This is a genomic window from Neorhizobium galegae, from assembly GCF_021391675.1.
In the GTDB taxonomy this organism is placed as follows: Bacteria; Pseudomonadota; Alphaproteobacteria; order Rhizobiales; family Rhizobiaceae; genus Neorhizobium; species Neorhizobium galegae_B.
Window position 1 is genome coordinate 542,998 of the sequence record NZ_CP090096.1, and the last position, 25,980, is coordinate 568,977.

General features: G+C 61.8%; 17 protein-coding genes and 2 pseudogenes. 13 read left to right on the forward strand and 6 right to left on the reverse strand.

All coding sequences use genetic code 11. The features are described 5' to 3' along the window. Window positions 1-100 precede the first annotated feature (100 nt). Window positions 101-1,051: a LysR family transcriptional regulator gene (locus LZK81_RS25315; protein ID WP_233957751.1), complete on the reverse strand. Its 951-nt coding sequence runs from the start codon at window positions 1,049-1,051 to the stop codon at window positions 101-103. Between the two features lie 170 nt (window positions 1,052-1,221). Between LZK81_RS25315 and LZK81_RS25320 the strand changes: the two genes are divergently transcribed. Genes LZK81_RS25320 through LZK81_RS25345 form a run of 6 tightly spaced genes read left to right on the forward strand, consistent with a single transcriptional unit; the run spans window position 1,222 to window position 9,691 of the window. Next, a complete protein-coding gene (locus tag LZK81_RS25320) occupies window positions 1,222-2,730 on the forward strand; it encodes an ABC transporter substrate-binding protein (protein WP_233957752.1) in 1,509 nt (502 codons plus the stop codon). Between the two features lie 12 nt (window positions 2,731-2,742). Next, window positions 2,743-3,684 carry an ABC transporter permease gene (locus LZK81_RS25325; RefSeq protein WP_233957753.1) on the forward strand — a complete coding sequence of 314 codons (942 nt, stop codon included), beginning with the start codon at window positions 2,743-2,745 and terminating at the stop codon, window positions 3,682-3,684. Continuing rightward, window positions 3,681-5,444, forward strand: a complete 1,764-nt coding sequence (locus LZK81_RS25330; RefSeq protein ID WP_233957754.1) for a dipeptide/oligopeptide/nickel ABC transporter permease/ATP-binding protein — start codon at window positions 3,681-3,683, stop codon at window positions 5,442-5,444. Before LZK81_RS25325 ends, LZK81_RS25330 begins: the two co-directional genes overlap by 4 nt. Then, window positions 5,441-6,253, forward strand: a complete 813-nt coding sequence (locus LZK81_RS25335) for an ATP-binding cassette domain-containing protein (RefSeq protein ID WP_233957755.1) — start codon at window positions 5,441-5,443, stop codon at window positions 6,251-6,253. The genes LZK81_RS25330 and LZK81_RS25335 overlap by 4 nt, the downstream gene beginning before the upstream one ends. 3 nt (window positions 6,254-6,256) lie before the next feature. Continuing rightward, window positions 6,257-8,017 carry a sulfatase-like hydrolase/transferase gene (locus LZK81_RS25340; protein ID WP_233957756.1) on the forward strand — a complete coding sequence of 587 codons (1,761 nt, stop codon included), beginning with the start codon at window positions 6,257-6,259 and terminating at the stop codon, window positions 8,015-8,017. Between the two features lie 12 nt (window positions 8,018-8,029). Beyond that, on the forward strand, window positions 8,030-9,691 hold the full coding sequence (locus LZK81_RS25345; RefSeq protein ID WP_233957757.1) for a glycoside hydrolase family 3 protein: 1,662 nt from the start codon (window positions 8,030-8,032) through the stop codon (window positions 9,689-9,691). Between the two features lie 60 nt (window positions 9,692-9,751). Here the strand turns inward: LZK81_RS25345 and LZK81_RS25350 are convergent, their stop codons facing one another. After that, window positions 9,752-10,705 carry a formylglycine-generating enzyme family protein gene (locus LZK81_RS25350; protein ID WP_233957758.1) on the reverse strand — a complete coding sequence of 318 codons (954 nt, stop codon included), beginning with the start codon at window positions 10,703-10,705 and terminating at the stop codon, window positions 9,752-9,754. A 520-nt stretch (window positions 10,706-11,225) separates the two neighbouring features. Between LZK81_RS25350 and LZK81_RS25355 the strand changes: the two genes are divergently transcribed. From LZK81_RS25355 to LZK81_RS25365, 3 genes are read left to right on the forward strand one after another with little or no spacing between them, the layout of a single operon-like run. Beyond that, complete coding sequence (locus LZK81_RS25355) at window positions 11,226-12,707, forward strand: lipopolysaccharide biosynthesis protein (RefSeq protein WP_046604979.1); 1,482 nt, start codon at window positions 11,226-11,228, stop codon at window positions 12,705-12,707. A 41-nt stretch (window positions 12,708-12,748) separates the two neighbouring features. Further along, window positions 12,749-13,747, forward strand: a complete 999-nt coding sequence (locus LZK81_RS25360) for a polysaccharide pyruvyl transferase family protein (RefSeq protein ID WP_233957759.1) — start codon at window positions 12,749-12,751, stop codon at window positions 13,745-13,747. Between the two features lie 31 nt (window positions 13,748-13,778). Next, window positions 13,779-14,600 (forward strand): galactosyl transferase, encoded by an 822-nt coding sequence (locus tag LZK81_RS25365; protein ID WP_233957760.1) that lies wholly within the window; start codon window positions 13,779-13,781, stop codon window positions 14,598-14,600. 36 nt (window positions 14,601-14,636) lie between these two features. On the opposite strand, the pseudogene LZK81_RS25370 reads toward LZK81_RS25365, so the two are convergent. Then, window positions 14,637-17,235 (reverse strand): annotated as a pseudogene (locus tag LZK81_RS25370) (autotransporter outer membrane beta-barrel domain-containing protein). Between the two features lie 437 nt (window positions 17,236-17,672). Beyond that, entirely contained in the window at window positions 17,673-18,713 is a 1,041-nt protein-coding gene (locus LZK81_RS25375) for an SMP-30/gluconolactonase/LRE family protein (protein ID WP_233957761.1), read from the reverse strand. A 348-nt stretch (window positions 18,714-19,061) separates the two neighbouring features. Between LZK81_RS25375 and LZK81_RS25380 the strand changes: the two genes are divergently transcribed. Then, window positions 19,062-20,984 (forward strand): methyl-accepting chemotaxis protein, encoded by a 1,923-nt coding sequence (locus LZK81_RS25380; protein ID WP_233957762.1) that lies wholly within the window; start codon window positions 19,062-19,064, stop codon window positions 20,982-20,984. Window positions 20,985-21,016: 32 nt separating this feature from the next. On the opposite strand, the gene LZK81_RS25385 is transcribed toward LZK81_RS25380, so the two are convergent. Then, a complete protein-coding gene (locus LZK81_RS25385; protein WP_233957763.1) occupies window positions 21,017-21,949 on the reverse strand; it encodes a GlxA family transcriptional regulator in 933 nt (310 codons plus the stop codon). A 95-nt stretch (window positions 21,950-22,044) separates the two neighbouring features. Between LZK81_RS25385 and LZK81_RS25390 the strand changes: the two genes are divergently transcribed. After that, on the forward strand, window positions 22,045-23,208 hold the full coding sequence (locus tag LZK81_RS25390) for a DJ-1/PfpI family protein (protein WP_233957764.1): 1,164 nt from the start codon (window positions 22,045-22,047) through the stop codon (window positions 23,206-23,208). Between the two features lie 53 nt (window positions 23,209-23,261). Next, window positions 23,262-23,354, forward strand: a pseudogene (locus LZK81_RS25395) (NAD(P)-binding protein); the annotation flags it as partial. Between the two features lie 63 nt (window positions 23,355-23,417). On the opposite strand, the gene LZK81_RS25400 reads toward LZK81_RS25395, so the two are convergent. Beyond that, window positions 23,418-24,320, reverse strand: coding sequence for a LysR family transcriptional regulator (locus LZK81_RS25400; RefSeq protein ID WP_233957765.1), 903 nt, complete (start codon window positions 24,318-24,320; stop codon window positions 23,418-23,420). Between the two features lie 244 nt (window positions 24,321-24,564). On the opposite strand from LZK81_RS25400, the gene LZK81_RS25405 reads away from it, so the two are divergent. Then, entirely contained in the window at window positions 24,565-25,974 is a 1,410-nt protein-coding gene (locus LZK81_RS25405; protein ID WP_326491531.1) for an MmgE/PrpD family protein, read from the forward strand. Window positions 25,975-25,980 lie beyond the last annotated feature (6 nt).

Genomic DNA, 25,980 nt, shown 5'->3' on the forward strand with positions numbered 1-25,980 from the left:
TGATCGCAACCATCGAACCCGTCGCCGCCTTGGTCAAGGATACAGCGTCAGGCCATGCGCAAATAATGCAATTTCAGAAGCAAGCGATGCGGAAAACTGATCACTGCTGATCGCTTCGTCCGGTCTCCGGTGGGCTCTCAGGATGAAACCGCTCCTTGCAGAGCGCGATCAGCTGGCGCACCGGAGCCCAGTCGCTGAGTTCTTCGCGATAGATCACCCCCGTCCGCGTGTGCCTGTAACTGAGATTGACCGGCACCGGGACGATGCGCGGGCAGGAGGTCGCAAGCACGGCCGCATCGGGCAGCAGACAGAGGCAATCGCTCCGCTGAAGGATGGACAATGTCGAATGCAGGCTCTCGCAGCTCAACCGGATGTCGGGCTCCCGCCCCAGCCGCTCGAAAAGACCGTGCTGCGTGGTGGCCTGATAGATCGGAAGCTCGGAATGGACGAGCCAGGGATAGTCGAGCAGGCACTCCGGCGGAACCGCTCCTGCCGCATCGCGCGCGGCGAAGATCGGATGATCCTCGCGGGCCATCACATTGTTGATCACTTTCGTCAGCGGAAGCGCGACGAGGCGGAAGTCTTGCGGATCATCGATCGTCATTCCCGTGAACAGCATGTCGAGGCGCCCCTCCCGGAGATCGGTGATCGAGGTTGCATAACGGCTGTTCCTGAGCTCGAATACGATCTTGGGGAACTGCCGCTGCATGTCGACGAGCAGTTCCGGCAGGATTGCTGGACGCCACATCGGTCCGGCGCCGATCCGCAGATAGGCCTTGCCTATTGCCCTGTCGGACATCAGTTCCTGCTCGGCCACTTCCCAGTGGCGCATCATCCGCAGCGATTCTGACAAGACCCTCTCGCCGAAAAGCGTCGGACGGACGCCGCGTGCATGCCGCTCCAGAAGCTGCCGCCCGAAATGGGCCTCCAACTGGGCGAGAGATCGAGACAAAGCGGGCTGCGTGAGGTTCAGCCGCTCGGCGGCACGACGGAGACTGCCTTCCTCCACGATCGCCTGAAGACGGAAGAGGTGGGTGATCTGATCCAGCATAGCAGTGATAAGCTTCGTTTATCGGTCACGCCGTTAATTGCATTTTCCGTGCATTGCCTCAACTGGTATGGCTTCGGGATGCCAAGAATTTGTATCTGGCAGGATCTTATTCGCTACATGCAGCCTGTCTGGCCGGGGAGCGGGCAAGTCAGGCTCTCGGGGAGGAGAGCATGCGAAACCGATTGATTTTGTCCGCCTTGACGGCGGCTTTTTTATCCGTGCCGCCGGTCGCCCAAGCAGAGGTCGGGAACACTCCCGAGACGCTTGCGATCGCCGGCATTCTGGATAACGACACCTTCGACCGTGCCGGCCTTTCCATCGGCCATCGCGCCCAATACTGGATGCCGGTCTTCGACACGCTGCTCTATACGGCCCCGGACGGCAAGACGATGCCGAACCTGGCCACCGAATGGCGCTTCAACGGCGATGGCACGGAGCTGACGCTCAAGCTGCGCGAAGGCGTCAAATTTTCCGACGGTACGCCCTTCAACGCGGAGGCGGTGAAGGCAAACCTCGAATATCTGCGCGACGGCGTCGGGCAGAACACCTGGATGGCTGGCGCCATCAAGAATGTCGAGATCGTAGGCCCTGCCGAACTGAAGCTGCACCTCAAGGAGCCAGATCCGGGCATGCTCTTCAATCTGGCGACCGTCGGCGGCGCGATGGCGAGCCCCGCGACGCTCGGCAAGGCTGATTCCAAAATGCTCCCGATCGGCTCCGGGCCTTACATCTACGACACGGCGCGCTCGGTGACCGGGCGGCAATACGTCTACAAGCGCAATCCGGATTATTGGAACGCCGGCGCCTTCCCCTTCGAAACCATGACGATCACGCCGATCAACGATCTCAGCGCGCGGATGAATGCGTTGAAATCCGGCCAGGTGGATGCCGCCGCGGGCGAAGGGCAGGTCGTCACCGAGGCCGAGGCGAGCAAGCTGACGGTTTCCAGATTGCCCGTGGACTGGCTGGGTCTGTTTCTCTCCGACCGCGACGGCAAAATGGTGAAGGCGCTGTCCGACGTCCGCGTCCGGCGCGCGCTCAATATGGCATTCGATGAAAAGGCGATCCTGAAGTTCGTCGCCCGGGGTTATGGCGAAGTCACGGATCAACCTTTCGTCCCGCCGAGCGAGGCATTTGATCCATCACTCGACGGGACCTATCAATATGACCCGAAGGCGGCCCGTGCCCTGCTTGCCGAAGCGGGTTATCCAAACGGCTTCAGCGTCACGATGCCGGATATCGGCACGCTTGCTCCCTACACGCCGATCATCACCCAGCAGCTCAAGGATATCGGCGTCACCGTCAGCTGGGTGAAAGTCCCGCCGAACGTCACGGTCGCCGAGTTGCTGTCGGGCAAATACCCGATGTTCCTCTTCCGTCTGGGCAGCCAGTCGCCCTGGGCCGACTTCAACAAATTCGCCTTCGCAAACTCCCCGTGGAATACCTCCAAGGCAAAGGACGAAAAGCTGGAGGCTCTTCTGAAGACCGCCCAGTACACGCCTCCAGGCAAGGAGCAGAATGCCGCGATGCAGGCCGCCAATCGATACATGGTCGAGAATGCCTTCTTTGCGCCCTGGTTCCGGATCGACAGCATTTACATTTCCAACGCGCAGGTGAAGGTCCAGATGCAGGCGCAGAACATCGTGCCCTGGCCGCGCAATTATGCGCCCGCAAAGTGAGCTCGGACGCCAATGATACGGTATCTTCTGAAACGGGTCGCTTCCGGCATCGCGCTGCTTTGCCTGGTCTCGACCGTAACCTTCATGATGGTTTTCGGGGCCACGGGCAACGTCGCCCGCAACATCCTCGGTGAAAACGCCACAGCCGACCAGGTGACGGCGCTGAACAGCCGGCTGGGGCTCGACCGACCCCTGATGGTCCAGTTCGGGGATTGGGTGAGCCATGCCGTCCGCGGCGACCTCGGTCCGTCATGGACGATGAGCGAGAGCGTGGCGTCGGCACTTGCGAGCCGGCTGCCCGTCACCCTGTCGATGGTAACGATCGCCGTGGCGCTGATGGCGCTCCTTGCGGCGATGCTCGGCATCGCCGCGGCCGTGCGCGGCGGCTGGGCGGACCGCGCCATCCAGATCGTCAGCGTCGCGGGTTTTGCCATGCCGAACTTCTGGCTTGGCCTGCTGCTGGTCCTCACCTTCTCGGTCGAGCTCGGCTTGTTGCCTGCGACCGGTTATGTTTCGTTCAGTGCTTCACCGTCCGCCTGGGCGGCTTCCCTGGTGCTTCCCGTAACGTCGCTGGTGCTTTCGGGAATAGCCTCGGCCTCCCAGCAGATCCGGGGCGCGGTTATCGATGCGCTCAAGCAGGATTATGTGCGCACACTCCGCGCCCGCGGCGTCAGCCCGCGTTCGGTGCTCTATCGCCATGCGCTGCGCAATGCGATGCCGGCGGCGCTGACCGTCCTTTCGGTTCAGTTCATCGCCCTTCTCGGCGGTGCCGCCGTCATCGAGCGCGTCTTCGCCATTCCCGGCATGGGGTCGTTGACGGTCTCGGCTGCACTGATCGGCGATGTTCCCGTGCTCATGGGAGTGGTCGTGACCCTCATCATCGTGGTCGTTCTGGTGAACATACTGGTCGACTTCCTCAACGCATGGGCAAATCCGAAGGTGAGGATGTCATGAGCGATATCAACACCGCCCAGCCGCCAATCCCCGCCGCTTCGCAGCGCCGTCATTTCGTCCGCTCGGTGCTCACCAATCCGACGGGCCTTGTCGCTGCGCTGGCGCTGCTGATCGTCATCGCATCGGCAATCTTCGCGCCTCTGCTTGCACCCAACGATCCGTCCGCCGTCCAGATATTCAAGGTCAATGCCGTTGCCGGCGACGGTTATCTCCTCGGCGGCGACGGTTCGGGGCGCGACATATGGAGCCGTCTCGTCCATGGGGGCCGCAACACATTCCTCGGCGCGCTGATCACGGTCGTCATCGCGGCATCCATCGGGGTGACGGCGGGGCTCTTCGCCGGCTTTTACGGCAGGAAACTCGATCTGGTGGCCCGCTGGATCTCCGACGGCATCATGGCGCTGCCGGCGCTGATCGTATTGCTCGCCTTCTATCAGGCGCTCGGGGCCTCGATCTACCTGTCGATGGCGGTCTTCGGGGTGATGCTGTCGCCGGGCTTCTTCCGGCTTACGCGCAATCTCGTCAACGGCGTCAAACACGAGCTTTATATCGATGCGGCACGGGTCTCGGGCCTGAGCGACCTCAGGATCATCACCAGGCATATCCTGCTTTCGGTGCGGGCGCCGGTGGTCATCCAGACCTCCATCGTCGCGGGGATCGCCATCGTCGTCCAGTCCGGTCTCGAATTCCTCGGGCTGGGCGACCCCAGCACGCCGACCTGGGGCGGCATGCTGCAGGACGCCTTCTCCAACATCTATGTTTCGCCGCAGGCGATCCTCTGGCCGGGGCTGGCAATCACGGCAACGGTAGCTTCGTTGGTGCTGCTTGCGAATGCCATCCGCGACCGCATGCAGCAGGGCGGCGTTCAGGTCAGGGCGCCGAAAGTCCTTCCCCTGGCGGCGAGCGAACCGCTGCCGCAAACCGCATCCGACGTGCTCCTCGACGTGCGGGATCTGGTTGTTGCCTATCCTGCAAACGACGGCTGGCGCGAAGTCGTCAAGGGCGTGAGCCTCAGCCTCAGGCGAGGCGAAGTTCTGGGGCTCGTCGGCGAAAGCGGATCGGGCAAGAGCCAGACGGCCTTTGCCATCCTCGGACTTCTGTCGCCCGGCGGCCGGATTCTCTCCGGTTCCATCCGGTTCGACGGTATCGATCTCGGAAAGTCTTCCGGGGATGAGGTCCGGGCTCTTCGGGGCAAGCGCATCGCCTATGTTCCCCAGGAGCCGATGGCCAATCTCGATCCGGCGTTCCGGATCGGATTCCAGCTCGTTGAGCCGATGATGACGGTCCTTGGGATTTCGCGGGCGGAAGCGACGCGGCGGGCGCTGAAACTGCTTGCCCGCGTGAAGCTGCCGGACCCGGAACGGGTGTTTCGCGCCTATCCGCACGAGATCTCGGGTGGCATGGCCCAGCGCGTCCTCATTGCCGGTGCTGTCGCCTGCAGTCCCGACCTTCTGATCGCCGACGAACCGACCACCGCGCTCGACGTAACCGTGCAGGCGGAAGTGCTCGATCTTCTGCGCGACCTGCAAAAGGAGTTCAACATGGCCGTCATGCTGGTGACCCACAATTTCGGTGTCGTGGCGGATAGCTGCGACCGGGTGGCCGTCATGAAGGACGGCAGGATCGTGGAAATCAACACCGTGGCCGACCTCTTCGCCGCGCCGGCACACGACTACACCCGCATGCTTCTCGATTCCGTCCTCGAAGATGGCGGAACGCGCACATATCGACCACCGATGACGGAGGGGATGCGGGCATGAACGATCAGATCCTTGTCGATTGCCGCAACGTCAACGTCCATTTCGGCGCCCACCATGTCCTGAAGCACGTCAATCTCACCATCCGCCCCGGTGAAACCGTCGGGCTGGTGGGAGAGAGCGGGTCGGGCAAGACGACGCTCGGGCGCGCCATTCTCGGCATCGGCCCGGTCAGCTCCGGCGAGATATGGTTCGACGGCGAGAATATCGCCGGGGTACCGCCCCGCGCGCGCAAAGGCCAGGCGGCCATCCAGGCGGTCTTCCAGGACCCCTATAGCTCCCTCAACCCGTCGATGACGATCGAGGACATCCTGACGGAGCCTATTGTCGCGCGTCGCCTCGCCTCGCGTACGGATGCCTCCCGGCAGGTCCGCAAGCTGCTCGATCAGGTCGCCCTGCCAAGCGACGCGGCGGAACGGTTTGCCCGCGAGTTTTCCGGCGGCCAGCGTCAGCGCATAGCCATTGCCCGGGCGCTGGCGCTGTCTCCGCGCCTCATCGTCTGCGATGAACCGGTCTCCGCACTCGATCTTTCCACTCAGTCCCGCGTCATGGATCTGTTCATCGAGATCCAGGAGCGGACGGGCGTCGCCTATCTCTTCGTGTCCCACGATCTGGCTGCGGTGCGTCACATCTCGCATCGCGTCGCGGTGATGCGCTTCGGCGAGATCGTTGAATTCGGAGAATGCGATCAGGTGACGGCGCGCCCCGCTCACGACTACACGAAGCGCCTGCTTCTCGCCGCGCCCGTCGCCGATCCCGCAAGGCAGGCGGAACGGCGCGCCGCGTTTCGCGCCCTCGAAATGACGGCCTAAACCATGCGCGCCATCGTCCTGATGTTCGACAGCCTCAACCGTCGTCTTCTGCCGCCCTATGGCGACAGGACCGCGCATGCGCCGAATTTCGGGCGGCTTGCAGAAAAGACGGCCACGTTCGACCGCTGTTATGCCGGTTCCATGCCTTGCATGCCGGCGCGGCGCGAAATGCATACCGGCCGGTACAACTTTCTTCACCGGTCGTGGTCGCCAATCGAGCCGTTCGATGACAGCGTGCCGGAATTGCTGAGAAACGCCGGGATCTACACCCACCTCGTCACCGACCATCAGCATTATTGGGAGGATGGGGGGGCGACTTATCACACGCGCTTTTCTTCGCACGAGTTCTTTCGCGGCCAGGAAGGCGACCTCTGGAAAGGCATTGTCGAAGGCGTGGATCGAACGCGTCTCGTCGACTTCCTCTACCAGATGAAGCGGCACGACCCCATCAACCGGACCTATCTCAGGGACGAGCGTGACCACCCGCAAACCCGGACATTCGATGCCGGCCTGCAATTCATCGAGACCAATGCCGGCCAGGACGATTGGATGCTGCAGCTCGAGACCTTCGATCCGCACGAGCCGTTTTTCAGCTATGCCGAATATCACGCGCTCTATCCCGATACCGGCGAGGATTTCGACTGGCCGCCCTATGATCGCGTCACCGAGGCGGAAGAACGGGTTCTCCAGGCGCGGCATCGCTATCTGGCGCTGCTTTCGATGTGCGACCGCAATCTCGGCCGGCTGCTCGACATGATGGACGAGAAGAGCATGTGGGACGATACGATGCTGATCGTCTGCACGGACCATGGCTATATGCTCGGCGAAAGGGGCTGGTGGGGCAAGTCCGTCATGCCGTGGTACGACGAGACGATCCACACGCCCTTCTTCATCTGGGATCCGCGGGCCAAGGTTGCCGGCGAACGGCGTTCAGCGCTCGTTCAGACCATAGACATAGCGCCGACGCTTCTCGACCTCTTCGGCCTCCGGCCGACGCCTGATATGCAGGGAAAACCGCTTCTCGAGACGGTCAGGAACGATGCTCCGGTCCGCACGGCCGGGCTGTTCGGGAATTTCGGGGGGCACGTGTGTGTCACCGATGGCCGTTACGTCTACATGCGTTGCTGCGCCGCCGAGGACAACTCGCCGCTCCATGAATATACGCTGATGCCGACCCACATGCGCGCGCGCTTCTCCCCGGACGAACTGTCGAAGGCGGAGCTCGCGCAGCCTTTCTCTTTCACCAAAGGGGCTCCTGTCCTGCGCATACCGGGATGGACGATCCGTGGACCCTGGGTTTTCGGGACGCTGCTCTACGATCTTGAGACGGATCCCGAGCAGAAAAATCCGCTCCGAGACGATAGAATTGAATTGCGGATGGCCGAGCTGCTCGTCGATCTGATGCGTGCCTCCGATGCGCCCTCCGATCAGTTCGAGCGGCTGGGCCTTCCGGAAACGGGACCGGTGCGCGACGAACACCTGCTCGTCGAAAGACAATGGGCGCAGGTCGTTTCCGGCCAGCGCAGTGTGGCGCGGGCGAGTGATTTTGCGCAAGGAGCTCGGGTGGCGAATATCCCGATCGCGAAGCTCATGGCCGACGAAACGACGCGCCGCATCCTGCTCGCGGAGCTTCCTCGTCTTGCGGACAAGCCGCTGCCCGCCCCGCTCGCCGCAAAGACGCTCGTGCAGGCCGCAACGGCTTGGCCGGAACTGGACCGGGAAAAGCTCGAGGCGCTTGAGCGCGCGCTCACCGAGCAGGTTTGAACGGAGGGATCGATGCCATCGACACTGGATCATCTGACGAAATCGCCCTTCAATCTCGATCGCGAAGCCCTCGACTGGGTGACTCGGACGTTCCAGGCCCTGGACGATACCGCGCGCGCCGCCCAGCTTTTTAATCTCAATTCGCGCGGGGACGACCGCGAGACGGAGATCGTCCGCCTCGGCGAGCTGCAGCCGGGTGGCATCACCCGTTATTTCGGCGCCGACGGCACGGGGGAACGCGCGCATATGGCAGCGATCCAAGCCAGGGCCGGGGTCCCCCTGCTCGTTTCCGCCGATCTCGAAGGCTCACGCATGAGCCTCCCCTTCGGCACGGCCGTTCCCAATCCACTGGCCCTGGCCGCCGTCGATGATGTCGAGCTGTCGGAGGCGATCTCCGACCTGATGGCGCGCGAAGCCCGCTCCGTCGGGATCAACTGGTCATTCACGCCGGTGCTGGATATCAATGCGGCCTTTCGCAGCCCGATCGTGGCGACCCGCGGATATGGCTCGGATCCGGCGCTGATCGAACGTCACGCACTTGCGCAGATGCGCGTCTTCCAGCGCCTCGGCCTTGCCGCAACCGTGAAGCATTGGCCGGGCGAAGGGTATGACGAACGTGACCAGCACCTCGTCACCACCATCAATCCCCTATCGATGGAAGAATGGCGAGCCACCTTCGGCCTGCTCTACAAGGCGGCCATCGATCAGGGGGTCAAGTCGGTTATGTCGGCGCATATCGCGCTGCCGGCCTATGTCCTGGAACGCGATCCGGATGCAGGCGAAGAAGCCTATCTGCCGGCTTCGGTCTCTGCGCCCCTCAATGCAGCACTGCTGCGGGGCGAACTCGGCTTCAACGGCCTGATCGTCTCCGACGCCAGCGAGATGGCCGGCCTTTCGGGGGTAATGCCGGCGCATGACGCGAAGATCGAGATTATCGCGAGTGGCTGCGATATGGTTCTTTTCTCCTCCAGACCGGAGGCGGAAATCGCGGCTGTGCGTGACGCCGCCCATTCCGGGCGCATTCCGGCGGAGCGTTTCCACGACGCGGTCACACGCGTCCTCGCCCTCAAGGCGTCGCTCGGCCTGCATCGCAGCGTCGAGATGCCCATCCATGCCGGTGCGGCTCCCGCCCAAAAGCTCGCCCACGAAGCCTTCGCTCGCGCGCCCACACTGGTGAAGGACAGGAATGCCACGCTGCCGCTCGATCGCGAAAAGCATCGCCGCATCCTTGTCGTTTCCGGCGGGATCGTCGAGCCGATGCAGAATGCGAGGCTGGATTTCAAGCTGCCGGACATGCTGGCTGCCGAGGGCTTCGAGGTGACCCTCCATCCCTATGGCACGCCGCTCGATACGGACGGGCACGACCTCGTCCTCTACCTGTTCGGCGAGGAGACGCTTCTGACGCGCGGGCGTATTTTTCTGGACTGGCGCGCACTTCATGGAGATTTCAGGGCCGCCATGAAACGGCCGTGGACGAGCCTGCCGACGGTGATGATTTCCTTCGGCTTTCCCTATTATCTCTACGACGCCCCCCGGGTGCCGACCTATATAAACGCCTATTCCACCCACGAGGCGATGCAGGCCGCTGTGGTGGATGCGCTGATGGGGCGGAGGCCGTGGAATCGCAACAGTCCCGTCGATCCCTTCGCCGGAGCGCCTGACGCGCGATACTGATCGCCTCCGGCAAAGGCATGCGGAGCTCTTCGGTCGATCCGACTGAGGCGCCACCTGCGATCAAGCGCCATTATCCTTTCCAGGTACGACATCATAGGCAACCCGGAAGCCTGTATTGCTCGAGGCGCTGTCCGGGGAAAGGCCCATTCGCGCTGCGATCCGGTACCGATAGCAGTAACTTTTGTGGCAGAGGAACGAACCGCCCTTCAGCACCTTGTCGGAAAAGCGCCTGGCATGCTCGTTCCGCGCCTTCGCCTGTTTCGACAGTGAGCGCACCTTGAAAGGATCGGCGGTCCATTCCCAGACATTGCCGGCGAGATTGTAGAAACCAGCCTCATTCGGGGCGAAGCTGCGCGCCGGCGCGGTGCCGAAATATCCGTCCCGCAGCGTGTTGGTGTCGGGAAAGCGGCCCTGCCAGATATTGCAGAAGATCGCCTCGTCGCTCGGCTCCTCCTCGCCCCAGGGATACCGCCGGCGGCGGTTTCCGCCGCGCGCGGCATGCTCCCATTCCGCTTCCGTCGGCAGGCGGCCGCCGACCCATTGCGCGAATGCGAGCGCGTCGTTCCAGGAGACGTGGGTGACCGGATGGTCAAGCCGATTGTCGATCGAACTGTCCCGACCTTCCGGCTGACGCCACGTGGCATCGTCGATGCGCGTCCACCACGGGGTACCGACGACACCACCCGTCGCAAGGCTGATGTCATCGAGCAGCGGCGCGAACACGGCGGAAGAGCCGAAGCGTTCCGATTCCGTCACATACCCGGTCGCTTCGACGAATTCGGCAAACCGGCCGATCGTGACCGTCTCGGCCTCGAGGTGAAAATCCTGCAGCGAGACCTTGCGCTCCGGCCCCTCGCCATCGGCGGAAATCACCGGATCATGGGTTCCGACGAACGTGTCGCCACCCTTGACGGCAATCGTTGCCCCCCGGAGGCCGCGAGAGATCGTGTTTGCAGGTGTGTCGAATATTCCCTGGCCCGTTTCCCGTCTCGATCCTGAACAGCATTCACTCATCGCGTTTTCCCGATAGGCCTTTATTCTTTCTACGGACTCAGACGGCAGCCCATCGTCCCCATCGACGGCTTCGCCTTGGCAAATGTATTAACGCCCGATCGCGGGAATGCCAAAAGCAATCGGACGACAAACGCTGGAAACGCGCGCATCCTCTCGACATTGTGCACCTGCTCTTCGCACTTGCGAACGGCACCACAAAACCAACATCATTTCCGGCCAACTAGATCGTCGGCGGTCTGCAGCCTTGGCCAAGGCTGCCGGATCGCGCCGTCGGACGAGACGATCGACCGGTTCGGTCATTGAGAATGCGGGCTAAGCTACTAGGGGAAAAATTGCATGGAGAGATCGATGACCGAAGTGTCCAGCAGATAGGCCCGCCCATTTTAATGCGGCAAGGAGATCTCACGCATCATGGGCGCGGAGCCTGCGGCTTGAAAAGGAGCCGAAACTCCGCGAAAGAGGGTAGCTACGGAATGATGTCGTTCACGTACGATCGGTATTTGTCTCGAAGAGGTCGGTCATGAGCATCGCTGACCGCCTGGTAACCGGAAGTCTCTGGGTCTCCTTCTCGAGGATCATCGTCAATGGATTGTCGACCCTCAGTACCATCATCCTGGCCTGGTATCTGCTGCCGTCGGATTTTGGCCTCGTAGCGCTCGCGACGACCATGCTCGCCATCGTGACGACGATAACCGAGCTTTCGTTGAACGAAGCGCTTATCCGTCACGAGGCTCCGGGGGAGTCCCATTTCAGCGCCGCATGGACACTGGCTGCGACCCGCGGCCTGATATTATGCGCTTTATTCGCCGCACTCGCCTATCCGGCGGCCCTCATCTACGACGAGCCGCGCCTTTTCGGCGTCCTCCTTGTCCTGAGCCTTAGCCTCCTCATCAACGGGTTCGCAAATCCGCGAAGGATCATGCTCCAGCGGGAGCTGATTTTCTGGCAGGAGTTCGTGCTGAACGTGGCCCAGAAGATTGCCGGATTTGTGGCAACCGTCGCCATCGCCGTCATCTATCAAACCTATTGGGCGCTGGTGGTCGGCACGTTGGTGATGCAGATCACCAATGTCGTGGCGTCCTATTTCATCCTGCCGTTCCGTCCCCGGATCACCTTCTCCCATATGCGCGAATTCTTTTCGTTTTCGATCTGGATTACCGCCGGGCAGATCGTCAACACGCTCAATTGGCGTTTCGACTACCTGCTCATCGGCAAGCTGCTGACCGGCTCTGCCCTGGGATATTATTCGCTGGGAGGGCAGCTGGCGATGACGCCCACGCGCGAGGCGACCGCGCCGCTGACCGCCACCATCTATCCCGCTTTTGCCAATGTCCGCCACGATCCCGCGCGTCTTGCCGCAGCCTATCAGCGAACGCAGGCATTGCTGACGGCGGTCGCGTTGCCCGCCGGGATAGGGATGGCGGTCATCGCAGATCCCCTGGTCAGGCTCGTGCTTGGCGAAAAGTGGCTTCCGGTGATTTTCATCATCCAGGCGCTGGCCTCTGTTTATGCGCTGCAGACTTTGGGATCTCTCAATCAGCCTCTCGGCATGGCGCTGGGGCAAACCCGGACCCTGTTCATCCGCGACGCGCAGATGCTTCTCGTCCGGATTCCGGTGATTACGATCGGCCTGGTGTTCTGGGGGCTTCCGGGGCTGATATTCAGCCGTGTGCTTACCGGCCTCTTCAGCGCTTTCGTGAACATGATCATCGTGAAGCGCTTCATAAGCGTTTCGGTCTCCGCACAGCTATGGGCAAATTTCAGAGCGCTTGCCAGCTCGGCCGTCATGGCGGCCGGCGTCTCGCTTGCCGATCGCTACATGGGCATCGAGACCACGCATACCGGGCTTGTCCTCCAGCTTGCCGCCCTTATCTGCCTTGGAGGCGTTCTCTACTGCGGCTCCAGCATCTTTCTCTGGCTGGTTATGGATCGTCCGAACGGTCCGGAGACTGAAGTCAGAAAGATCGCCGCCAAGGTCTTGTCCAAAGTCAGCCACGCCTGATCGCGGGGCTTGTTCTTCTAAACTTTTGAAAGAGAGGCATAATGTCAGGTGCTCAGCAATCCGAACTTATCACCAAGCTTCAGGACAGGACCCACGATTGCCTTAAGGAGTTCATCCGGCCTGATGAACCGATAGCGATACTGGACTTTCCCGACATCAGGAATTGCGGAGATTCCGCGATCTGGCTGGGAGAGATGGCCTATTTGCAGCAGCGGTATGCAAAGCGGCCTTCCTACGTCTGCACGACCGATGATTTTTCACCGGATGAACTCAAGAGCTCTGCCCCGAACGGCCCGATCTTCATCCATGGGGGTGGCAATTTCGGCGATATATGGGTCTTTCACCAGGATTTCCGGGAGCGCGTGATGGAGCTGTTTCCCGACCGGCAGATCGTCCAGTTTCCGCAATCGATTCACTACAAGTCCGCAGAACGGCTGGAGCAGAGCAAGCGCGCGATCGGCAAGCACAAGAATTTCGTGCTCCTGGTGCGCGATGAGGAGTCGTTTCAGTTCGCCAAGGAAAATTTCGATTGCCAGGTCTATCTGTGCCCGGACATGGCCTTCTGCATCGGCAAGATAGAGCCGGCCGCGCCGGAATTTCCGGTCCTCGCAATGCTCCGCCAGGACAAGGAGCAGGTCGGAACGGTCGACTTTTCCGCCTATCCGGACATCCCCAAGGAAGACTGGATTACCGAGAGCCGATCGAAGGTGCGCGTTGCAAAAGCGCTCGGGGCGGCCTCGGCACTGCTGCATCTCACCCCTTCTGAAATGCGGCTGCGCAAACTGGATGCCGCGGCCAACAACCGTTTCCAGCGCGGCATAAGCCAGATTTCCCGCGGCAAGGCGATCGTGACCGACCGGCTGCATGTGCATATCTGCTCGCTTCTCATCGGACGCAGCCATGCGGTGCTCGACAACAATTACGGAAAGATCCGCCGATTCATGAACGCCTTTTCAGGAGGCACCGATCTCTCCTACAAGGCGACTTCGCTCGACGACGGCATCAGATGGGCAAGAGAGCAGGCGGGTGTCGCGGCATGACGCTGCCTGAGATCAACGACCGGAGGCTGTTATGAGTGTTGTGACCTTCATCATCCCTGTACGGCATCAGGACAACGCGCGCGACTGGGGCATCCTGAAGCGAAACCTGACGCAGACCGTGGCGTCCATCGCGAACCAGACCAATCCTGACTGGCGGGGTGTGATCGTCGCCAACAGGGGTGCCGATCTTCCTGTCCTGCCGGAGAAGTTCTCGGTGGCTTGGGTGGACTTTCCGCCGAACGACATCCACGATCGGGGCGATGCGACGGAAGAGGATTTTCTCGATTCATTCCGCGCCGACAAAGGCCGCCGCGTGCTTGCCGGCATGCTGACTGCCCGCGATTGCCGCTTCTTCATGATCGTCGACGATGACGATTTCGTCAGCGCCCGAATTACCGAATATGCCGCCCGGAACCCGAACGAGAACGGCTGGACGATCGACAAGGGCTATATCTGGGACGATGGCGGCAGCATTCTGTTGTGCCGCGACCAGTTCAACCACTATTGCGGAACGTCGCTGATCATTCGTTCGGACCTCTACGGACTGCCGGCAAAGGCGGAAGACGTTTCCCTCCCATGGATCAAGGACATGCTTGGCAGCCACGTCCGCATAGAATCCATTCTGGCCGAACGCGGTACGCCCCTGAACGCGCTGCCGTTCAGGGGGGCGGTCTACCGTGTCGCCCACAAGGGATCGCACAGCAAGGCGCCGAGCCTGATCCATATGTATTTCCTGAACAGGAACGTTCTGAAGCGGCCTGTCCGGGTTCTCAAGAATTTGACGAAGCTCCGACCGCTGTCGGCGGGATACAGAAAAGAGTTTTTCGGGCTTTCCGCCGCAAAGACGGAGTAGATATCGCGGCGCCCCGGTCGACGGGCGCCGGTCTCGCTACCACTTCATGCTGAACCCGACCTTGGCGCCGATGGCGTTGCTGTCGCCGAAGTCCTTGAGGCTGGTGCGGGCGAAGGCTTCCCCGTGGACTGAATACCGGTCGTCGGACCAGCTGAGCGAGCCGCCCAGGCTGAGGCCGCCCCAGAGCGGCTGGTTGTCGCTGACGACGTTGAGCCCGGAGACATCGACATTCGAACCGTCGAGAAAGTCGTAATAGAGATTGGCGATGCCGTAGAACTTCGAGCGGCTGATCCCCCCGTCTCGTCCTTCCAGTCGCTGTCATAATCGGCCGAGATGCCGAGGCGGCCGGTCAGGCTGTCGGCGTCGTCCAGCGAGACGGCAGCGCCATAGGCGTCGGTGAAATCGTCGAAGCGGACGGAGGAATAGGCCAGCTGCGCCTGCGGCGTCAGCGACCACTGGCGCGTCAGGGCGATCTTTTGTCCGGCTTCGACGCTGAGGCCATAACCGAAGCCGTCATTGCTGTCGGCAAGTGTGGATTGGAGGGTCGAGGAGTTGAGGTTGCTGTCATACCAGGTGGCAGCCGCCTGCGTGTCGACGTAGAAGCCGCTATTGCCGTACCAGGTCAAGGTGCCGTCGAAGCCATAGCCTGTCGTATCGATGCTGCCTTTGCCGAAGCGCGAAGAGATATCCGCCGAGGCCGTGTCGAAGTGAAAACTGACGCCGCCGATCAGGGCGCCGGCGGCGCTTTCATGCAGCATTCCGTCGATGCCCGCTTGCATCGTCCAGGTGTCCACATCGTATTCGGTGCCGGTCGTCGACGTTCTCGGATTGAAATGGGCATGCGTGCCGTCGATGCGGGTCCAGATCGCCTTGGCGGGATCGTTCTCCGCTAACCCCTCGTCGATCGCCCGCCCGCCGTTGCGCTGGCGCAGCGTGCCGAATTCGTTGAGCGTCTGCAGCACGCCGGCATAGCTCTCATAGATAGGAACGCTCGGCGCATATAGCGGTCCAATGGGGGCGCCGACAGGATTAAGCAACGCGGAACGCAGATACCAGTCGCCGTCGGCAGGCGTACTGACGCCGCCCTGGTAGAGCCGATAGGCATATGCACCAGCGACCACGGCCTGATCGCCCTCGAACACATAGCTGCCGAGCAGCGAAAAAGTGCCGCCGGACACGCCTCCGACATCGACGATCTTGATGCCCTCGGCGGTTTGCGCGCCACCGCCGCCGAGATTGATGACCGTGACGTTCGTCGTGCCCGCGGTATTGCCCGTCACCACGAGGAGGTCGGTCGGCGAGGCATCCCCACCGAGCACGGCCTCGACTTCGAGCGTGCCGCCCGTGCCGGTATAGTTGCCGGCGATGGTCAGCGTGCCGATCGAATTGCCGGGCGCTATCGTGCCGGCATTGGTCACATCGCCGAAGATCGTGCCGGTGCCGCCGAGAATGCCGGCCCCCGAGGTCGCGACCGGGCTGGTGATCGAGCCGTTGACGGCCAGCCGGCCGCCGCTCACCGTCGTCGCGCCGGTATAGGTGTTGACGCCCGAAAGCGTCTGGCTGCCGCCGGTGACGGTCAATCCGCCCGTGCCGCCGATGACGCCGGCGAACGTGTCGTTGGCATTGGTGATCGTCAAGGTTTGAGCGCCAAGCAGCACGGTGCCGCCGCCGGCCAGGCTCTGGATGGCCGGAGCCGTGGCTGCCGAAACGTTAAAGGCGCCGTCTGCGACAACCCGGCTGGAATTGGCGACGGCGCCAGCGCCGGTCAGGGCGAGGCTGCTGCCGAAGTCGATCTGGGTCTCGCCTGAGTAGATGCTGTTTGCCTGCAGGTTGAAAATGCCGCCACCGGTGACGGTGAGGCCGCCAACGCCACTGAAGCCGGACGCGGCATCCGTTGCCACGGCAAAGCCGTTGGTGTCGATCGTCAGCCCGCCCGCGAGCAGGTTGAGCTCGGTGCCGGTAAATCCGTTGATGAAGGTCGCATTAGCGGCAGTCGCGCGCAGAATGCTGTCGTCGAAATTGGCCTGACTTGCGCCGGCACCGCCCCGAAAGGATTGGGTCTGCAGTATCCCGCCGCTGCTGATATTGAGTGTGCCGGAAGAGCCGGCGATGTTACCTAGGACTGTGGTGACCGCGTTGAATTGCCCGCCATTCCCAATGTTGAGGATGCCCCTACTAAGAAATCCGATATAAAAAGTGCCTGTTGCAGTCCATTGTGATCCTGGTCCGGTGATGGTGGCGATACCGGTGGTTCCCCCTGCTCCGCCCAGCCGGGAAGTACCAGTGCTAGTCAGGGTGCTGCCATTCTGGATCGTCAGGATGCCGGGCACTGGTCCCCCCTGTCCAACGGTTACCGTCCCGACCGTAACGTTGGCCGGCCCTGTGACGCCGAGGACGACGGGTGTAACCCCGGGTGCCCCCCGGTGCTGATGTTGGCGACCTGGCCAACGCCGGGCGCACTGCCGCCTGCCCAGTTGCTCCCGTCCGTCCAGTCACTGCTCGTCAATCCGTGCCAGTCAACGGCGTGGGCCGCAACCGGCATTGCGAAGCAGAAGCCCAACAGCAACGCCGCCCCGCAGACCCCCGAAAGTAGCGTCTGTTTCCTGGTCCCGTGAAACCGACAGCCAGTCCGCATAATGTAGCCCCCGTAAAATGCTCTTTGAGATTGATTTCGAAAAATTTGAGCAAGATTCGCAATTGGCTTGATAAGAACTGACGAATGTTAAAAAAACATGACCGACCCCTGAAAATCGGGGGGCTAAAGGTAGGGCGTTGATGTTGAAGTTGCGGTAAGGTCTTTGCCTATCGGCCTAGATAAACCAGATCATCCGCATGCTCGAGAATGACGAAGCTCCGATCGCTGTCGGCGGGGTACAGAAAAGAGTTTTTTGGGCTTTCCGCCGGAAGACGAGGTAGATATCGCGGCGTCCGGCCTAAGCTCGGGACCCGCTGTCGAGCATAGCAAGGCTACGGCGCGGCGATGCGGATTGCCGGGGAAAGCGTGGCGCATCGACGGCCACGGCGAAAGCGGCCGGACCTGACGGCCGGCCGCTTCGGATTTCGTCGCGGTGATTAAACGGCGCCGCGGGTTTCCACGTAGATCGCGTAGACCGAGTGGCTGCTCGCCATATAGAGGCGGTTCTTCTTCGGGCCGCCGAAGACAAGGTTCGGGCACCGCTCCGGAAGCTTGATGAAGCCGATCGCCTTGCCGGCCGGGTTGAATATCTTGACGCCGTTCAGATCCTCGGGCTTGGCCCCTGCAGCGCCGTTCGATCCCCAGCCGCACCAGAGATTGCCATCGACGTCGATCTTGAAGCCATCGAGGCCGCCGTTGTCGTCGGCCGTTACCAGCGCCGTCTTGTTCGAAAGCCTCACGCCGTCTGCGCCGACATCGTAGCTCCAGATGATGCGGAATGGCGATGCGCGGCCTTCAACGACGTAGAGCTTCTTTTCATCCGGCGAAAATGCGAGGCCGTTCGGGCCTTTGAGCTCGTCGGTGACGAGGCCAAGCTTGCCGTCCGGCGATATGCGATAGACAGAGTGCGGCAGCTCCGCCGTGGCCTTGTCGCCCTCCCACTCGCCGGCGATGCCGAAGGGCGGGTCGGTGAACCAGATGGAGCCGTCCGACTTGCAGACGATATCGTTCGGGGAGTTGAGCTTCTTGCCGTTGTAGTTGTCTGCGAGCACGGTGATCGACCCGTCATATTCGGTGCGGGTGACCCGACGTGTCAGATGTTCGCAGGAAAGCAATCGGCCCTGACGGTCGCGGGCGTGGCCGTTGGCATAGTTGGCGTTGGCGTTGTAGACGCTCCAGCTCTCGTTGGCTTCGTCATAGCGCATGACCCGATTGTTCGGAATGTCGCTGACAAGCAGATAACGCCCGTCGCCGAACCAGACCGGACCTTCCAGCCAGCGAGCGCCGGTTGCGACCTGTTCGAGCGAGCTGCTGGCGACACGATATTTCGCAAAGCTCGGATCGAGGATTTGGATGGCCGGATCGGGATAGATGGGGCTCGGCGTAAAGCCGATCGCTTGCGCGGATGCCGTTTTCGGGAAGGCGGTTGCCAGGGCGGCCGCTGAAAGCGTCATGATGTTGCGGCGTGAAAAATTCACGTTGAAATCCTTCGATTATGGATAGTTGATTTCATATCAATTTGCCCGGTTTGACGGGGAACCGAGACCACGGTCCGCCTCACAGTTAAAGGCAGTCCATTGTGCGTCGCAACAAACAAGATTGCTTTCTGCCGCCTTTGGTTAAGCAGTGGTGTAATCCTCCCGGGAGGTCCGGATGAACATTTGACGCGCTGCGGCAAGAGTAAGATTTTATTATGAAAAAGCGCTTATGAAAAACGAAGGATCAAGTTCGATCACCATGCGCATGATGTGCACCGTCCGGCACGGCTCCGGCATTTTTCACTTTTTGATGCTCTGTCGCTCTCTCAGCGTTTTTCGAGGTATCTGATGCTCAAGAATTTAAAGATTAAGACAAAATTTCTCATGGCGATTGCCATCCTCGCGGTCATTTCCCTTGCAGGCCTGATGTATGTCACCAGCAGGTTCAGCGCCGCCAACGAGGCTTATTCCGGCTTCCTGCAGAAGGAAAGCAATGCGGCGACCTTCGGACCCCGCGGCGCTGCCGGCATGTGGACCTCGACGACATGGCTGAGCCGCGCGCTGGCCCAGGACCCGGCAAGCGCGGCTTTCCAGGATCTTTCCGGCCGGTTTTCCAAGGAATTTGCGGGCGCCCGTGACCGGTTGACCCAGATCCCGGCGCTGGTGCCGAGCCGCAAGGCTGCGATCGACGAACTGCTTGCCGGTGCAGACGCACTGAAGGCGGTCGGCGACGATCTTCTCAAGGCCCATACCGCAGGCGAGCAGGAAAAAGTCCGCGCGCTCTCCGCCAAGCTCGACCAGGCGATCGTCGATCTTTCGCCGAAATTCGGCGCCAACAACGGCGCCATGGCCGAAATCCTCAACAACGGCGCCAAGACGTTGAGCCAATCGGTCTCCAGCACGATCACCTATGCGATCTGCGGCATGCTTCTAGGCATCGCGATCGCGGCCGTGCTGTCCATGACAATAGCCCATAAGGGCATCACCGCGCCGATGGCCCGCCTGCGTGAGCGTATGGCTTCGCTGGCTGCCAGTCAGACGGAAGCCGCCATCGACGGCCTCGACCGCAAGGACGAAATCGGCGAGATGGCCAAGGCCGTTGCGATCTTCCGCGACAACGCGCTGGAGCGCACACGCCTGGAACGGGAAGCCGAAGACAATCGCGGCCTGTCCGAGCGCGAGCGCATGGAGCGCGAAACCCAGAAGACGCGCGAAGCCGCCGAGATCAAGTTCGCCGTCGACAATCTGGCGGAAGGCCTTAGCCATCTGTCCGATGGTAATGTGTCCTATCGCATCGAAAAGCAGTTCACCGCGACGCTGGACGGTGTCCGCAACGATTTCAACGCCTCGGCTACCAAGCTGCAGACGGCCCTGGAGCAGGTGGCAGAGAATGCCCGCAGCATCCAGGCCGGCTCGGCGGAGATCAAGGCAGCCGCCGATGATCTGGCCAAGCGCACCGAACAGCAGGCCGCTTCCGTCGAGGAAACCGCCGCGGCTCTCGAAGAAATCACCACCACCGTCAAGGACGCCACGAAGCGCGCTCAGGAGGCCGGCGCGCTGGTTGCCCGCACCCGCAGCGGCGCGGAAAACTCCGGCGAGGTCGTCCAGCGCGCCGTCAAGGCGATGGAACAGATCGAGAAGTCCTCGGGCGAGATTTCCAACATCATTGGCGTCATCGACGATATCGCCTTCCAGACCAATCTTCTGGCATTGAACGCCGGCGTCGAAGCGGCCCGGGCGGGCGATGCCGGCAAGGGCTTTGCCGTCGTCGCTCAGGAAGTGCGCGAACTCGCCCAGCGTTCCGCCAAGGCCGCCAAGGAGATCAAGGCGCTGATCACGACGTCCAACGAGCAGGTCAATGCCGGGGTGCAGCTGGTGGGCCAGACCGGACAGGCGCTGGTAACGATCGTTTCGGAAGTGCAGGAGATCAACCGGCACGTGAACGCGATCGTGGAGTCAGCCCAGGAACAGTCTTCGGGTCTTCAGCAGATCAACACGGCCGTCAACCAGATGGACCAGGATACCCAGAAGAATGCCGCGATGGTCGAGGAATCGACCGCCGCAAGCCATGGTCTCGCCCGGGATGCGGCATCGCTCAACGAACTGCTGGCCCAGTTCAAGCTGCCCGGTCAGCGCCACGTTCCGCGTCCGGCCGATCGCCGCGACACGCCGGCTGCCTCGCCGGCCCGCAATCTGGCCCGCAAGGTTGCCACTGCCTTCTCCGGCGGCTCCGCGGCCGCTGCGGTCAACAACGATTGGCAGGAGTTCTAGGCGCGTCTTTGACGGGCTATCTGCGTCCGAGGTTATTTGTATCCACGCCTGAGCGCCTGCGGGGGCTGTCCCAAGCTTCTCAGGAACGCCCGCCGCATTCGCCCGGCGTCGCCGAAACCGGCGGCCTCGGCAATGTGTTCGAGCGGCGCGTGGCTGGTCTCGACCGCCATCCGCGCCGTTTCGAGCCGCAGGCGCTCCACGGCCTTGGCGGGTGTCGTGCCGGTTTCGGCTGTAAACGCCCTGGCAAAGTTGCGCGGGCTCATCGCCGCCTGGTCGGCCAGGCGCTCGACGGTCAGCCGCTCGGCCAGATGCTCGCGCATCCAGCCGATCAGGGCCGAGAACCTGCCGGTGTGTCCTCCAAGGTCGACAAGCGCCGAGAACTGCGACTGGCCACCGGGCCGGCGCTGATGAACGACGAGCTGCTGTGCCGCCCTTCGCGCAATATCCGGCCCCAGATCATCTTCTATGAGAGCAAGTGCCAGGTCGATACCGGCGGAAATGCCGGCCGAAGTCCAGACATGGCCGTCCTGGACATAGATGCGTTCGGCGTGCATTTCTATGTTGGGATAGCGGCGGGAAAAATCGTGCGAACTGTTCCAATGGGTGGTGGCGCGTCGCCCGTCGAGCAGCCCCGCTTCGGCGAGCAGATAGGCCCCGGAACAAACGCTCGTCACGCGCCTTGCGTCCGTGCGTTTCAGCCATTCGAGAATTTCGCGCACCGCCTCCATGGAGCGGATGATCTCGCCGCCCGAGACCATCACCGTGTCGAACGGCCCATCCGCGAGCGGGGCTGCCGACAGTTTGAGGCCCGACGAGCTCTCGATCTCGCCACCGCCCGGCGCCATCAGGATCAGGTCGTAACTGCCCGGCAGGAATCGCTCCGCCATCTCGAAAGCCGACGTCGGCCCGGCCGCATCGAGAAGCTGGAAACCTGGATGCACCACGAGAGCAATCGTGCGAGCCATGGCAGTTTTTGCCCGATTAATGTCATTTCAGTCAGACGATAGCAGCGGTAACTTTGCCTGCAAACAGAGGCAACCGATCGATCGGCGAAACTGTCATGAAGTGGCGCTTTGTTCTTGCGGGCGGGTTGGGGCTTGCTGCGGTCTTCCTGGTGGTCGCCGGGGGCTGGATAGTCTCCCTGCCGTCCGGCTCGTCGGGCGGCGAAGCCAAACCTATTCCTGGCCCTATCCCCGGCGAGGAGACACGCGCCACGGTCGAGGCCTTGAAGCCGCCCAAACGTGCCCGTCCCGTGATCGCCATCGTCGGCATCAACGACGGTACGGAGATCACCGACTACCTGATGCCCTACGGCATCCTGCGCCGCGCCGATGTGGCCGACGTGGTCGCATTGTCGACGCAGCCCGGGCCGATGGTGCTCTATCCGGCTTTGAAGGTCGAGCCGCAGGCGACGATCGCGGATTTCGACAGGCAGCATCCGGAAGGCGCCGATTACGTCATCGTCCCCGCCATGGTACGCGAGGATGATCCGGCAGCGTTGGGCTGGATCAGGAGCCAGGCCGATAAAGGTGCGATGATCATCGGCGTCTGCGTCGGTGCCAAGGTGGTTGCGGCGACCGGCCTTCTCGACGGGCGAAAAGCCACGACCCACTGGTATTCGCTGGACGCCATGCTGGAGGAACATCCTTCCATCCGCCATGTCGCCGACCGCCGCTTCCTCGTCGACGGTCGCGTTGCGACGACGACGGGCATCAGCGCCTCCATGCCGATGTCGCTGACGCTGATCGAGGCGATCGCGGGCCGGGAGAAAGCTCAGGCTGTCGCGGCCGGTCTGGGGGTCGCGGATTGGGATGCGCGACACGACAGCGGCGCCTTCGCGTTCACGCGGCCCTTCGCATTGACGGCAATCGGCAACTCGCTCGCCTTCTGGAGCCGGGAAACGCTCGGCATCGAGCTGTCTCAAGGCGTGGACGAAGTTTCGCTGGCTCTCGTCGCGGATGCCTGGTCGCGCACCTACCGCTCGCGTGTGATGACCTTCGCAGCCGGCGCGGATGCGGTGGAGAGCCGCGCCGGTATCCGCATCGTTCCCGACCAGGTGAACGCGAGCGCTTCGACGATGCGCGTGCCCGGAGCGCCGCTTGCCCGCAAACCGGCGGACGCGCTGGATGAGACGCTCAAGGCCATCGGCGAGCGCTATCGGGAAAACACGGCCGATTTCGTCGCCATGCAGCTCGAATACAGGAGACGCGTGACGCCGCGGTAGATGGTCGCGGTCTGCGGTTTTCCGCGTCTAGAAACGGGAGGAAGGGACCAGTCATGAAGGCACTCATCGCAGGCGCCGGCATCGGCGGATTGACGACCGCACTTCACCTTCACGAGGCCGGGATCGAGGTCGAGATCTTTCGTCGGTATCTGCTTCGCTCTAAAGAGCATGGTCGCTGCTTCAGATCTCTTCAAGGCCAGGCTATAGTCCTATCCTGGTGATTTTGTGCAAAGTGCTTCCAGTTCCTTGGCGAATGACATCACCACGGGCCGCAAGACGCTCCGGCGCCGGTAGGCTATGCCGATATTGCGGGTCCACGTCCGGCTGTCGAGTTTAAGGGCCACGAACTGCGCGTCGCGTCCCTGTACGAACACGCTTGTTCGGGTGAGATAGCTGAGCCATTTCGAGCCGGCGATCATCGACATCTGGAAAGTTGATGAGGTTGTTTCGCAGATCGCAAGGGGGCGGGGAAGCTGCGCGGCAGCAAACAGAGACTCGAGCGCCAACCGGTCCGGTTCAGGCCGGGCAGGGATCACCCAGCGATATTCTATCAGGTCGGCAAGGCTCACTTTGGGGAGCTTCACCAACTCATGATCGCGGTCAGCAACGATGTCGACCGGAATTTCAAGCAAATTGAGAAATTCGATCTCTTCGGAAATATCTTTTGGCCGGGCCATCACGGCAATGTCGATGGCGCCATTGAGCAGGGAAGCATAAAGCGCTGAGCTGAGCTCCTCGTTGAGTGAAACATCGACTTCCGGTTGGGCTTTGAGAAATCGCTTGATGGCGGTCGGTACGATTTCCCGCATTGCCGTTGTGACCGCACCGATGCGTAACCGGCCTCGGCGGGCACCGCGCATGGCGTCCAATTCGTTCCGCGCCTCGTCCGTCAGGGAGAGCACGAGCTCTCCATATTCGATGAGCCGCAAACCATAGTCAGTTGGTTTGACGCCCCAGGGGCCACGATCCAGGAGACGAACGCCCAACGACTCTTCCAGTGCGCGAATGCTCTTGCTGAGCGCGGGCTGTGTCACATTCAATCTCTCGGCTGCGACCCCGAAGCTGGCATAACGCGCCACCAGAACCAGATTTCTCAACTGCCTCAGATCCACGGTCTCTCCAATCGCATGTCCAATAACTTCCGGTTATCCAGGTGGCGTTTGGCATGGCCTCTGCTCTCTCAGGCGGCAGTTTCTCAGCGCTATCGATCTCGCATCGAGAGGCTCAAAGCCCATCCACAGCACTTCTATTATAACTAAAATTCATCATGGCCGACTAGTTAGTTTCTTGCCGATATCCATCCCTTTGGCCATCATCGGCCTCAATAACTGGCAAGAATGCCGGATGGGAACGACGATGAACGCGGTGACGGCGCAAAGAGCCTCTCAAGTGGGCGAGGAGCGAAAACCACTTCGGATATTGTCCGAGTGGGCGGCCGGTGCCTGCAACTTCAGTCCGCTTGCCTACCGTCGCGGTGAAGACGCGTTCTCGGATATCACTGCGTGTATGATCGCCGGAATGAATGACGTTTCGACCCGTTCCGTCGTCAACGTGATAGCGGAAGATGGCCTGGGGCAATGCTTCGCGTTTGGAGCATCCGGCAGAGTGAGCGCGCCCTGGGCGGCCCTGATCAATGGAACCGCGGCGCATGCGCTTGATTTCGACGACAATTTTGCGCCCGCCTTTACCCATGCGACGGCGGTCCTCGCTCCCGCGCTTTTATCTCTGGTGAATGGTCGCAGGATCGATGGGACCGCGCTTATCGACGCATTCATCGTCGGGCTGGAACTCCAGGGGCGCATTGGCCGCCTCATGCAGCCTGCTCACTACGAGCGCGGCTGGCATTCCACCTCGACGATCGGAGCTATCGGCACTGCCGGAGCTTGCGCGCGGCTGCTTGGCGCCACTCCGGACCAGGTGCTCGCAGCAATGAGCGCGGCAACCAGCATGGCTGCCGGTTCGAAGCTGCAATTCGGTTCCATGATAAAGCCGATCCATGCCGGGCTTGCCGCGAAGAATGCCGTTCTTGCGGCTCGGTTCGCCATGGCGGGTATCAGCGCAAATGACGACCCTCTTGTTGGCGACTGGGGTTTTGCGGCGATGACCGGGGCGGGCAACATCGGTGGCGAAGTCATGATCGAGGGTCTCGATGAGACGCTGGAAATCGAGACGAGCGGTTTGCTCGCAAAGCGTTTTCCTTGCTGCGGGGCGGTCCATCGTAGCGTGGATGCCTTGGAAGTCCTGCAGAGAGAGCCGGGCTTTTCGCTGGAGGCGATCGACCGGATCGAGACGTCTCTGCCCGAGATGGCAAAACGGAACCTTCGCTTCGACTGTCCCGCCGATGAAATGGAAGCGCGGTTCAGCGGCACCTATTGCATGGCGCGAATGCTGGTCGACGGAGGGCTGGAACTCAAGCATTTCACGCCGGAAAGCGTGCGGGATGAGCGGATTGCCGCGTGGCTGTCTCGCATCCGCCTGATCGCTTACGACAATGCTCTGATGGTCGACGGCGCGAATTTCGAGGCGACCACACGGGTCTATCTGAAGGACGGCGGGGTCATGGAGGCGACGGTCAGCCATCCGAAAGGTTCGCCGGAGAACCCGCTGAACGAGGACGATCTGCGGGCAAAATTTCAGACCTGCTGTGCCTGGAGCGGCCACGCGGCAGCGGCCGAACCGCTTTTCGAACTCGCCAGGGCGTTGGGAGCGGCAATCGACGTCGGTGAAGTCATGGCGGGGTTCGAAAGGACCCTGCGCATCCAATAACCTGCC